This window comes from Streptomyces sp. NPDC046122 (genome assembly GCF_056429965.1).
Map to the genome: position 1 here is coordinate 163,424 of NZ_JBWKLQ010000002.1, position 12,247 is coordinate 175,670.

General features: G+C 71.3%; 9 protein-coding genes. 1 reads left to right on the top strand and 8 read right to left on the bottom strand.

Features of this window, described 5'->3' with window-relative positions; genetic code table 11:
* The 8 genes from AC07FK_RS05630 to AC07FK_RS05665 form a co-directional block, all read right to left on the bottom strand.
* Window positions 1–1,212, bottom strand: coding sequence for a phosphoglycerate kinase (locus AC07FK_RS05630; protein ID WP_479102853.1), 1,212 nt, complete (start codon window positions 1,210–1,212; stop codon window positions 1–3).
* Window positions 1,213–1,316: 104 nt separating this feature from the next.
* Window positions 1,317–2,321, bottom strand: a complete 1,005-nt coding sequence (gene gap, locus AC07FK_RS05635) for a type I glyceraldehyde-3-phosphate dehydrogenase (protein ID WP_479102854.1) — start codon at window positions 2,319–2,321, stop codon at window positions 1,317–1,319.
* A gap of 222 nt (window positions 2,322–2,543) precedes the next feature.
* Window positions 2,544–5,504, bottom strand: a complete 2,961-nt coding sequence (locus AC07FK_RS05640) for a M14 family metallopeptidase (protein WP_479102855.1) — start codon at window positions 5,502–5,504, stop codon at window positions 2,544–2,546.
* Window positions 5,505–5,645: 141 nt separating this feature from the next.
* The gene (gene whiA / locus AC07FK_RS05645; protein WP_028813910.1) at window positions 5,646–6,635 is read right to left on the bottom strand and encodes a DNA-binding protein WhiA; all 990 of its coding nucleotides are present in this window, start codon (window positions 6,633–6,635) and stop codon (window positions 5,646–5,648) included.
* On the bottom strand, window positions 6,626–7,660 hold the full coding sequence (locus AC07FK_RS05650; RefSeq protein WP_479102857.1) for a gluconeogenesis factor YvcK family protein: 1,035 nt from the start codon (window positions 7,658–7,660) through the stop codon (window positions 6,626–6,628). The genes whiA and AC07FK_RS05650 overlap by 10 nt, the downstream gene beginning before the upstream one ends.
* The gene (gene rapZ / locus AC07FK_RS05655; protein ID WP_450259717.1) at window positions 7,657–8,619 is read right to left on the bottom strand and encodes an RNase adapter RapZ; all 963 of its coding nucleotides are present in this window, start codon (window positions 8,617–8,619) and stop codon (window positions 7,657–7,659) included. Before rapZ ends, AC07FK_RS05650 begins: the two co-directional genes overlap by 4 nt.
* Window positions 8,616–10,658: an excinuclease ABC subunit UvrC gene (gene uvrC, locus AC07FK_RS05660; RefSeq protein WP_479102860.1), complete on the bottom strand. Its 2,043-nt coding sequence runs from the start codon at window positions 10,656–10,658 to the stop codon at window positions 8,616–8,618. The genes rapZ and uvrC overlap by 4 nt, the downstream gene beginning before the upstream one ends.
* A gap of 111 nt (window positions 10,659–10,769) precedes the next feature.
* Entirely contained in the window at window positions 10,770–11,216 is a 447-nt protein-coding gene (locus AC07FK_RS05665) for a Rieske (2Fe-2S) protein (protein ID WP_479102861.1), read from the bottom strand.
* A gap of 109 nt (window positions 11,217–11,325) precedes the next feature.
* Here AC07FK_RS05665 and AC07FK_RS05670 point away from each other — a divergent pair, with 109 nt between their 5' ends.
* A complete protein-coding gene (locus tag AC07FK_RS05670; protein WP_479102863.1) occupies window positions 11,326–12,237 on the top strand; it encodes a carbohydrate kinase family protein in 912 nt (303 codons plus the stop codon).
* Window positions 12,238–12,247: the final 10 nt, after the last annotated feature.

Genomic DNA, 12,247 nt, shown 5'->3' on the forward strand with positions numbered 1-12,247 from the left:
TCAGTCCTCCAGTGCGGCGAGGCCGGGAAGCGTCTTGCCCTCGAGGTATTCGAGGCTGGCGCCGCCACCGGTCGAGATGTGGCCGAATGCGTTCTCGTCGAAGCCCAGGATGCGGACGGCGGCGGCGGAGTCGCCACCGCCGACCACCGTGAAGGCCGGACTGTCGACGAGGGCCTGGGCAACCGCCTTGGTGCCCTCGGCGTAATCGGGGTGCTCGAAGACGCCCATCGGACCGTTCCAGAAAACGGTGGCCGCGTCGGCGAGTTTCGATGCGTACAGCTTGCGGGTCTCGGGACCGATGTCCAGACCCTCCTGGTCGGCCGGGATGGCGTCCGCGGCGACCGTCGTGGGGTTCGCCGGAGCCTTCGTCTGGAGGTCCGGGAACTCCGGCGAGACCAGTACGTCGACGGGGAGGACGAACTCCACGCCCTTGGCCTCGGCGCGCTCCAGGTACTCCAGGACCGTCGGGATCTGGTCCTCCTGGAGCAGCGAGATGCCGACCTCGTGGCCCTGGGCCTTGAGGAAGGTGTACGCCATGCCGCCGCCGACCAGGATGCGGTCGGCCTTCTCCAGCAGGTGGTCGATCACGCCGAGCTTGTCGGAGACCTTGGCGCCGCCGAGGACCACGGCGTACGGCCGGGAGACGTCCTCGGTGAGCTTCTTCAGGACGCCGACCTCGGTGGCGATGAGGCCGCCCGCGACGTGCGGCAGGCGCGCCGGGAGGTCGAAGACCGAGGCGTGCTTGCGGTGCACGGCGCCGAAGCCGTCGCCGACGTACACGTCGGCGAGCTGGGCCAGCTGATCCGCGAAGGCGCCGCGCTCGGCGTCGTCCTTCGAGGTCTCGCCGGCGTTGAAGCGGAGGTTCTCGACGACGGCGACCTGGCCGTCGCCAAGGCCGGCGACGACGGCCTTGGCGGACTCGCCGACCGTGTCGCTCGCGAAGGCGACCTCGGTCTTGAGCAGTTCACCGAGGCGCGCGGCGGCCGGTGCGAGCGAGAAGGCCGGGTCCGGGGCGCCCTTGGGGCGGCCCAGGTGCGAGGCGACGACGACCCGGGCGCCCGCGGCGGCGAGCTTCTCGATCGTCGGCTGGACGGCGCGGATGCGTCCGTCGTCGGTGATGGTCGTGCCGTCGAGCGGCACGTTGAGGTCGGCGCGGACGAAAACCCGCTTGCCCGCGACCCCTTCGTCGAGAAGTTCGTCGATCGTCTTCATCTGTTACTGGACTCCTTGGGGAGACAAGACACATGACAGGGCCCGGGCAGCGCCGCGTTGCGCTGCCGGGCCCTGTACTCACATGGAGGTGCCTGCCGTACGGATCAGAGCTGGCCGCCGACGAAGACCGTGAGGTCTACGAGCCGGTTGGAGTAGCCCCACTCATTGTCGTACCAGCCGATGACCTTGACCTGAGTGCCCTCGGCCATGGTCAGCGACGAGTCGAAGGTGCAGGAAGCCGGCTCGTTGACGATGTCGGAGGACACGATCGGGTCGACGGTGTACTCGACGATGCCCTTGAGCTCGCCCTCGGCCGCCTTCTGGAAGGCCGCGTTGATCTCGTCCTTGGTGACCTCGCGCTCCAGCGTGATGACGAGGTCGGTGACCGAGCCGGTCGGGACGGGGACGCGCATCGCGATGCCGTCGAGCTTGCCCTTGAGCTGCGGGAGGACCAGGGCGGTGGCCTTGGCGGCACCCGTGGTGGTCGGGATGATGTTCTCGGCCGCGGCGCGGGCGCGACGCAGGTCCGAGTGCGGGAAGTCCAGGATGCGCTGGTCGTTGGTGTACGCGTGCACCGTCGTCATCAGGCCCTTGACGATGCCGAAGTTCTCGTCGAGAACCTTGGCCATCGGCGCCACGCAGTTCGTGGTGCAGGAGGCGTTGGAGATGACGTGGTGGCTGGCCGGGTCGTACTTGTCCTGGTTGACGCCCATCACGATGGTGATGTCCTCGTTCTTGGCCGGAGCCGAGATGAGGACCTTCTTCGCGCCACCGGCCAGGTGCTTCTCCGCATCCGCCTTCTTGGTGAAGATGCCGGTGGACTCGATCACGATGTCGACGCCCAGCTCGCCCCACGGAATGTCCGCCGGGTCGCGCTCGGAGAGGACCTTGATGGTGTGGTCGTCGACGGTGATGGTGTCGGCCGTGTGCGACACCTCGGCCTTCAGGCGGCCGAGGATGGTGTCGTACTTCAGCAGGTGTGCCGTGGTCGCAGTGTCACCCAGGTCGTTGACAGCCACGATCTCGATGTCCGCACCCTGCTCCAGCAGCGCCCGGAAGTAGTTGCGGCCGATGCGGCCGAAGCCGTTGATGCCTACGCGGATCGTCACGAAACCGATCTCCTCGTTGGTACGCCGGGTTTCGACGCCGGCGAGATGTATGGGATGTCCCCGACCGCTTCCGACCCTACCTCTACGCGGCGCTGTGGGTGACATCGAGCGGGCCCGGACACGGCCCGGCGGCCCGTACTCCCCAGTAGGGATACGGACCGCCGGGCGCGGTGCCCGCGGGACCGGTCACCGACAGTCGGCGGGGCGGCCGGAACCGGGTGGTCAGCGCCGCAGCGAACCCAGCGCCTTCCCGAGCAGCGCCGCCCGCTCGCCGGCGCCCGGCACGTGCTCCAGACCGAAGCCGAGGAGCACGGTGTCACGAGTGGTGACCGCCCCGTACGACTTGAACAGCTCGCCGGACCTGGCCCAGTCGCCGCCGACGGCGGGACTGCCCGCCGGAGCGCCCGGGACCGTCCAGGCGCCGAGCGACGTCTCGAAGCCCTCGCTCTCCTTGTCCGCCCCGCCGACGGTCAGACGCGCGTCGTCGGCGAAGACGCCGCGGCCGCCGCTGCCGGGGTCGGTGATGGAGCTGAGCGCCAGTTCGACCTTCTTGCCCGCGTAGGCGCCGAGGTCGAACGCGACCTGCTTCCAGCCCCCGGACGAGCCGGTGAAGCTGTTCCAGGCGCCACTGGTTCCGGTCGCCCGGCAGCCGCCCGCCTCCAGGGTGAGGTAGTGGCGCAGGAAGGGGTGGCCGTTGATGAAGTAGCCCTGGTCGCACTCGGCCGGGACGGTCGTCCGGGTGGCGCCGCCCGCCTCGGGCAGCGTGGTCCAGTCGTCGGCGCCCTCGGTGTGCGCCTCCAGGACGGCGTGGTCGTAGGCGGTTTCCGTGTTCCAGTTGAGGGCGAGCCGCAGCTGCGGCTTGTCAGCGGCGCTCACCCCGGTGAGGTCGACCGTGCGGGAGAGGCGCTTCCAGTCGCCGTCCTCGTGTGCGGCGGCGGCCATCCACTGGCCCGCGTACGGGGCGTACGGATTGACGACGCCCGTGTACAGGCCCGCGTGCGCGCTCCGGAACTGCGGGAACTGCTCGGCCGGCAGAGCGTCCGAGGTGACGGTGTACGCGCCCGCCGCGTCCAGCGGGTTGCCGGCCGCGCCGGTGAGCGGACTGTCCGCTCCGGCGAGCCTCCCGGCGCCCTTGAACCCGGTGGCTCCGGTGGCGTTCGCTCGGCCGTGGGCGCCGAGGTAGTACTGGCTGAAGTCGTTCGTGACGGCCGGGCCGACGACCGCGTTGCCGCCCGCCAGTTCACCGGCCTCGATCAGCTTGCCGCCCTCGTTCAGGAACGCCCGTACGGCGAGCTGGGTCGGGCCGCCCGGCGCTTTCGCGCCGGTGTAGTGGACAGCGGTGCGGAAGTGGGAGAGGACGCCGAGCGCATGCGGCGCGCCCTGCGCGGCGACGTCCCAGACGACGGCGCGGCGGCCGTTCGCCCGCAGCGCGTCGACGTACTTCTGGGCGTGCTCCGCCGGGGCGCCCTCTTCGGCGATCAGCAGGGTGTCCGCCCGGGAACGCTCCGCGACCGCGTACGTGAAGTGCTCGCTGGAGGTGCGCTTGCCGGCCTTGGTGCGTCCGGTGAACCACACCTCCACCGTGTCGCCCGGTTCGGCGTCCTCGACCTCGGCGCGGTACTCGTCGAACCAGAGGTTGTCCTCGCCGCCGTAGGTCTCGCCGCCCTTCCAGCGCTCCAGGTCCTCCTGGTGCGTACGTCCGCCGTTGACGCGGTAGTTGAGCTCCTTGTCCCGTACGGACCTGCGGGCCGTCACGGCGACCTCCTGGTCGCCGCCCCGCGCGTAGGAGGTCGTGAAGGCGTCCGCCGTGAAGTCGGGGGCTGCCATGCCGACGGACGAGGACGGGCGGTCGGGGTGTGCGGCGGTCTCGGCGACGGAGAGCGCGAAGGGCACGTTCTTGGCGAACTCGGCCTGGATCAGTTTCTCGTCGTCGGGGAAGTTGAATCCGGACTGGCAGTCCTCGGGCTTCCACCGGTCGTCGGGGTCGATGTTCGACGCCGTCTGGCAGGTGGTCATCTCGGGGGTGAACATCATCGTGCCGTTGACGTTGGCCGCGTGCCCGTCGGCCTCGCCGTTGGTGGTGTAGAGCTCGGAGGAGACCTGCGGGTGGTACCCGGGAACGGCCGGCTTCTCGGGCGTTCCCGCGAGCGCCTTGTAGAGCACGTCGTCGGGGGTGGGCGTGGCGACCTGCCAGCCGACTCCGTAGAGGATCAGTTCGGCGGCGGAGTGGTAGTTGATGCCGTACTCGAAGCCGATGCGCTTCTGGAAGCGGTCGAGCACCCGGGTCTCGGGCTCGGACATGGGGGACGCGCCGCGGTAGGTGGCGCTGGCGGGGCTGGGCGAGGACCCCTCGTTGTCGTAGCCCCACTTGTAGGCGAAGTTGCGGTTGAGGTCGACGCCGTCGCTCGCGGTGTACGTGCCGTCGCCGTCGATGTCGCGCATGTTCTTGCGCCAGAGGCGGTCGCCGGCCGGGTCGTGGGTCCAGTCGTAGCCGTCCGGGTTGGCGGAGAGCACGAACCACAGCTCGGTGGAGTCCACGATCTTCGTGATGCGGCGGTCCTTGCCGTACCGGTCCAGGTAGTGGTGCATCAGCCGCCGGGTCATCTCGGGGGTGATCCACTCACGGGCGTGCTGGTTGGACAGGTACAGCACGGAGGGCTTGGCGCCGTCCTTGGTCTTCTTCGCGCCCTTGGTGAGCTTGAGGGCGAGGATGTCCTTGCCCTGGAGGGTCTTGCCGATGGAGACGACCTTGGTGAGGTCCGGGTGCGCCTGGCCGGTCTTGACGATCTCCTCCTGGAGATTGCCCTTGCCGCTGTACGGGCGGTAGACGCCGTCCCCGGCCGCGGCGAGGCGGGACTCCGTCTTCGCCGAGACCTTGCGCTCCGTGAGGTTCCTGACGCCCTTGGCGGCCAGTTCCCGGGCCTGGGCGTCGGTGAGGAAGAGCTCGACGCGGGCCGTGCCCTTCTCCGGGGCGCGTTCGCCCATTTCGTGGGCGTCCTGGCCGGCCGCGAGGAGCAGGGGGATCTGCTCCCTCGTGACGTCGGCGTTGAACACCTTGACGGCGTCGGCGCCCGTGTCTGCCCCGGCCCGTCCTGTCCCGTCGGCCTGAGCGGCGGGTGCCGCCGTCATGCCTCCGATCAGCAATGCTCCCGCTGCGAGGATCGATCTCGCTCTGCGCCTCATGAGCCCCCCTTGCCGTTGCCTGCCACGTCAGTGAACAGACGACAGGCTCATGACAGTCCATGGTCATGTCAATAGGGCGTACCGGGCGGACGGGCCACCCGCCGAAGCCCCGGAGGACGTCGGCGGCGGGCCCGTGACGCGTCAGCCGACGAGGCCGTCGGCCATCTCCTCGGTGATCGTGGACTCCGTGCCGGGGATGCCCAGGTCCTGGGCGCGCTTGTCGGCCATGGCCAGCAGCCGGCGGATACGGCCCGCCACGGCGTCCTTGGTGAGCGGCGGGTCGGCCAGCGCGCCGAGCTCCTCCAGGGATGCCTGCTTGTGGTCCATGCGCAGCCGGCCCGCGGCGGCGAGGTGCTCGGGCACCTCCTCGCCGAGGATCTCCAGCGCGCGCCCCACCCGGGCGCCGGCGGCGACCGCGGCGCGCGCCGAGCGGCGCAGGTTGGCGTCGTCGAAGTTGGCGAGGCGGTTGGCGGTGGCGCGGACCTCGCGGCGCATCCGCCGCTCCTCCCACGCCAGCACCGACTCGTGCGCGCCGAGGCGGGTCAGCAGGGCGCCGATGGCGTCACCGTCCCGTACGACGACCCGGTCGACCCCGCGCACCTCGCGCGCCTTCGCGCCGATGGAGAGCCTGCGGGCGGCGCCGACGAGGGCGAGTGCGGCCTCGGGTCCCGGGCAGGTGACCTCCAGCGAGGAGGAGCGTCCGGGCTCGGTGAGCGAGCCGTGCGCGAGGAACGCGCCGCGCCAGGCGGCCTCGGCGTCGCAGGTGGCCCCGGAGACGACCTGCGGGGGCAGACCGCGGATCGGACGGCCGCGGCCGTCGACCAGTCCCGTCTGGCGCGCGAGCTGATCACCGCCCGCCACCACCCGTACGAGGTAACGCGACCCGCGCCGCAGGCCGCTCGGCGCCATCACCACCAGCTCCGAGTGGTGCCCGAAGATCTCAAGGATGTCCTTCTTGAGTCTGCGGGCCGCGAAGCTCACATCCAGCTCCGCCTCGATCACGATCCGGCCGCTCACCAGGTGCAGCCCGCCCGCGAACCGAAGAATCGCCGAGACCTCCGCCTTCCTGCAGCAGGTCCGGGTGACGGGAAGCCGGGAGATCTCGTCCTTCACCGCTGCCGTCATCGCCATGGGCCGATCCTTCCATGCATCCGAAAAATACGGTCGTACGCGGCGGCCAGCAGCTCCGGATCGTGCTTCGGGGAGCCGTCCGGCGCGGCGACCGGCGCCAGCTCGACCGCCGCGCCGAGCCGCTTGGCGGCATCGGCGAGAGACTCGCGGTCGGGCACGGCAGCCTCGTCGGCCAACACCACGTCCAGGGCGAGTTTAGGGGCGTGTCGTCCCAAAACCTCCAAATGACGCTGCGGAGAGAAGCCATCGGTTTCTCCGGGTTGCGGCGCGAGGTTGAGCGAGAGCACGCGGCGGGCCTTCGTCTCGACGAGCGCGTCGAGCAGCTCCGGCACCAGGAGGTGCGGGATCACCGAGGAGAACCAGGAGCCCGGGCCGAGCACCACCCAGTCCGCGTCGAGCACCGCGGCGACGGCCTCCGGCACGGCGGGCGGGTCCTGCGGGACGAGGTGCACGGACTGCACCTCGCCGGGCGTGAGCGCCACGGTCGCCTGGCCGCGGACGGTGTCCACGTCCTCCGGGCGCAGGGGATCGTGGCCCCGTACGAGCGCCTGGAGCTCCAGGGGCACCGCCGACATGGGCAGCACGCGGCCGTGCGCGCCGAGGAGCCTGCCGACCAGGTCCAGGGCCTGGACGTGGTCGCCGAGCTGTTCCCACAGGGCGACGATCAGCAGGTTGCCCACCGCGTGCTCGTGCAGGTCGCCCCGGCTGGAGAAGCGGTGCTGGATGACGCGCGACCAGGTCTGGCCCCAGTCGTCGTCCCCGCACAGCGCGGCGAGGGCCTTGCGCAGGTCACCCGGCGGCAGTACGCCGAGCTCGTCGCGCAGCCGCCCGCTGGAGCCGCCGTCGTCCGCGACGGTGACCACCGCGGTCAGGTCGCCGGTGATGCGGCGCAGCGCCGTGAGCGACGCCGAGAGGCCCATCCCGCCGCCGAGGGCTACGACCTTGGGCTGTGCGCCGCGCTTGCGCTGCGGCCGCGCGGCGTCACCGCCGCGCAGCCGCCGCAGGCGGAAGTTGCGTCCGGTCACTCGCGCCCCATGTCCCGGTGGACGAGGACGGTCTCGACGCCTTCCGAGGACAGACGCGCGGCCAGCTTCTCCGACATGGCCACGCTGCGGTGCTTGCCGCCCGTGCAGCCGACGGCGATGGTCACGTAGCGCTTGCCCTCACGGCGGTAACCGGCCGCGATGAGCTGGAGCAGCTCGGTGTACTGGTCGAGGAACTCCTTGGCGCCCGGCTGGTTGAAGACGTACCCGGAGACCTCTTCGTTGAGGCCGGTGAAGGGGCGCAGCTCCGGGACCCAGTGGGGGTTCGGCAGGAACCGGCAGTCGACGACGAGGTCGGCGTCGACCGGCAGGCCGTACTTGTATCCGAAGGACATGACGGTGGCGCGCAGCTGCGGCTCGTCGTCGCCCGCGAACTGGGCGTCCATCTTGGCCCGCAGCTCGTGGACGTTGAGGCTGGAGGTGTCGATGACCAGGTCGGCATCGCCGCGCAGCTCGCGCAGCAGGTCGCGCTCCGCCGCGATGCCGTCGGTGATCCGGCCGTCGCCCTGGAGCGGGTGGGGGCGGCGTACGGATTCGAAACGGCGTACGAGGGCGTCGTCCGAGGACTCCAGGAAGACGATCCGCCGGGTGACCTCCTTGGCGTCGAGGTCGGCCAGTGACTCCCGGAGGTTGTCGAAGAAGCGCCGGCCGCGGACGTCCACGACGACGGCGATACGGGCGACGTTGCCCTGCGAGCGGGCGCCGAGCTCCACCATGGTGGGGATCAGCGCGGGCGGCAGGTTGTCGACGACGAACCAGCCGAGGTCCTCCAGGCACTTCGCGGCGGTGCTGCGGCCGGCTCCCGACATGCCCGAGATGATCACCAGCTCGGGGATGGCCGCCTCGGCCGCCTCACCGTTGTGCCCGTTGTGCCCGGTCTCGCCGGTTTCCCCGGTCGTGCCCGTACTCACGTGTGCTCCGTCTCCGTCGTGCTCGGTCATTCCTGCTGCCCCCGTTCCGACGGGGAGAACGCGGCCGGGGCGGCCGCGGATTCCTCGTCGTCTTCAATGATCTCTCCTGTCGCCGTGTTCACGGCGGGTGCGGCCGGTGCGGCCTGTGCGAGGAACGCGGCGACGGTCTCGGCCGTCTTGCGGCCTATCCCCGGAACCTCGCAGATCTGGTCGATTGTGGCGGACCGGAGCTTTTTCACCGAACCGAAATGCTTGATCAGGGCGTGCTTGCGCGTATCTCCGAGGCCGGGCACCTCGTCGAGCGGGCCCGCCCTGAAGCGCTTGGCCCGTTTGGTGCGCTGGTAGCGGATGGCGAAGTCGTGAGCCGTGTCACGGACCCGCTGGAGGAGGTACAGGCCCTCGCTGCTGCGGGGCAGGACGACCGGGTCGTCCTCGCCGGGCACCCAGACCTCCTCCAGGCGCTTGGCGAGGCCGCAGACGGCGACGTCGTCGATACCGAGCTCGTCGAGGGCGCGCTGGGCTGCGGCCACCTGGGGCTGCCCGCCGTCGACGACGACGAGCTGCGGCGGGTACGCGAAACGCTTGGGCCGTCCGTCGTCCTCCGCGCCCGGCAGCGGCTCCGCGGGCACCTCGGTCGCCCCGTTCTCCTCGATCCACTCCCCCGTCTTCTCCTTCTCCTGGAGATAGCGCCGGAAGCGGCGGGTGAGCACCTCGTGCATGGACCGGACGTCGTCCTGGCCCTCGAAGGTCTTGATCTGGAAGCGGCGGTACTCGCTCTTGCGCGGCAGGCCGTCCTCGAAGACGACCATGGAGGCCACCACGTCGTCGCCCTGGAGGTGGGAGATGTCGAAGCACTCGATGCGCAGCGGGGCGGAGTCCAGGCCGAGCGCCTCCGCGATCTCCTCCAGGGCGCGGGAGCGGGTGGTGAGGTCGGACGCGCGCTTGGTCTTGTGCAGGACGAGGGACTGCTGGGCGTTGCGCTGGACCGTCGCCATGAGGTCCTTCTTGTCGCCGCGCTGCGGGATCCGCAGCGACACGTTCGAGCCGCGCCGCCCGGCCAGCCACTGGGAGACCGCCGGGGCGTCCTCGGGCATGGCGGGCACCAGGACCTCCTTGGGCACGGCGTCACCCTGCTCCTCGCCGTACAGCTGCTGGAGCGCGTGCTCGACGAGGCCCGCCGTGTCGACGGCCTCGACCTTGTCGGTCACCCAGCCGCGCTGGCCCCTGACCCGTCCGCCGCGTACGTGGAAGATCTGCACGGCGGCTTCGAGCTCGTCCTCGGCGACGGCGATCAGGTCGGCGTCGGTGGCGTCGTTGAACACCACCGCGTTCTTCTCCAGGGCACGGCGCAGCGCCCCTATGTCGTCGCGCAGGCGGGCGGCGCGCTCGTACTCCATGTCCTCGGCGGCCTCGCGCATCTCCTGCTCGATGCGCTTGAGGTACTGGCCCGTGCGGCCGGCCATGAAGTCGCAGAACTCCTCGGCCAGTTCGCGGTGCTCGTCAGGGGTGACGCGGCCCACACAGGGGGCGGAGCACTTGCCGATGTAGCCGAGGAGGCAGGGGCGGCCGGTCCTGGCGGCGTTCTTGAAGACACCTGCCGAGCAGGTGCGTACGGGGAAGACGCGGAGCATCAGGTCGACGGTCTCGCGGATCGCCCAGGCGTGGCCGTACGGGCCGAAGTAACGCACGCCCTTCTTCTTGGGACCGCGCATGACCTGGACGCGGGGGAACTCCTCGTTGAGCGTCACGGCGAGCGACGGATAGCTCTTGTCGTCGCGGTACTTGACGTTGAAGCGGGGGTCGAACTCCTTGATCCAGGAGTACTCCAGCTGGAGCGCCTCCACCTCGGTGGAGACGACCGTCCACTCGACGGACGCGGCCGTGGTGACCATGCTGCGGGTGCGCGGGTGCAGATTGGCCAGGTCCTGGAAGTACGAGGACAGGCGCGGGCGCAGGCTCTTCGCCTTCCCGACGTAGATCACCCGGCGGTGCTCGTCGCGGAATTTGTAGACCCCCGGCGAGTCGGGGATCTGTCCCGGCTTGGGGCGGTAGCTGGAGGGGTCTGCCATGCCTCACACCCTACTTGCGGGCAGTGACAACGCGGGTGCGGCCGGGTGGCACGAGCGGCCCCGGCCCCGGGGGTGGGGCCGGGAGGGGCGGCGGCGGGTCCGGCGGGAGGGTCAGGCGTCCGGGCCGGTGGCCGCGCCGGAGTCGCCCGTGACGAGGTCGCCGCCCTCCACCCTGACCGGTATCTCGGGCAGCGGCACGGTCGCCGGGCCCTGGAGGGCCCGTCCCGTCGTCACGTCGAAACGGCTGCCGTGGCAGGGACAGTTGCCCTCGAGCTTCTCGATCTTGTCCAGGACGCAGCCCGCGTGCGTGCACTGCGCGCTGAACGCCTTGTACTTCCCCTCCGCCGGGCAGCTGACGAGTATGCGCTGCTCGCGGTAGAGCTTGGCGCCGCCGACCGGGACCTCGTCCGCCGCGCCGAGGTTCACGGGCGTGGACGGCAGCGGCTTCGCGTGGCCGAGCTTCGACTCGGTGGAGCAGGCCGCCACGCCCAGTCCGGCCGCGCCGGCGAGGACAGCGCCCTTCAGCACGGTGCGGCGGGGGGCTGACTGGCCGGACATGCGGTCTCCACTGGTCAGGGGGGTCGGTGACAGACCCGACGATACCGGCGGACATCGGCGGCTCTCGCGCGGGCTGTCCCGGAGGGCGGCGATGGGTTACGTTCGGCCCGTGATCGTCGTCGCCGGAGAGTCCCTGATCGACCTGGTGCCGCAGGGGACGGGCGCGCTGGCGCCCTTGTCGCCGCGGCTCGGCGGGGGGCCGTACAACACCGCTGTGGCCCTGGGGCGGCTGGGCTCCGACGCCGCGTTCTGTTCCCGGATCTCGACGGACGGCTTCGGCGAGACTCTGGTCGACGGGTTGCGGGCGGCCGGAGTGGACACCTCGCTGGTCCAGCGCGGTCCCGAGCCGACGACGCTGGCGGTCGCGGCGCTGGGACCGGACGGATCGGCCGGTTACGGCTTCTACGCGGAGGGCAGCGCGGACCGCCTGTTCACGCTGCCGGACGCGCTTCCCGGGCAGGCGCGGGCCCTGGCCCTCGGCACCGGTTCGCTGGTCCTGGAACCGGGGGCGAGCGCGTACGAGGTGCTGCTGCGGCGTGAGGCGGAGCGCGGGCTCTTCACCCTGCTCGACCCGAACATCAGGCCCGGTCTGATCCCGGACGCGGACGCCTACCGTGCCCGGTTCCGGAGCTGGCTGCGTCACGTCTCGCTGCTCAAGGTCTCGCAGGAGGACGCGGCCTGGCTGGGCGGGTCGGTGGAGGAGTGGCTCGCGGCCGGTCCCGCGGCGGTGGTGCTGACGCACGGCGCCCGCGGGATGACCGTGAGGACGCGGGGCGGCGGTGAGGGCGTGAGCGTCCCGGCGGCGCCGGTGCAGGTGGCCGACACCATCGGCGCGGGCGACACGGTGAACGCGGCGCTCCTGCACCGGCTGTCGGCCCACGGGGCCCTGTCGGCGCGGGCCGCGGCGGGGCTCTCGGCGGCCGCCTGGGCCGATGTGCTGGCCTTCGCGGCCCGCGCGGCCGCGCTGACGTGCTCGCGCCGGGGTGCGAACCCGCCGTACGCGAAGGAACTGGCTCCCTGACGCGGCCGGC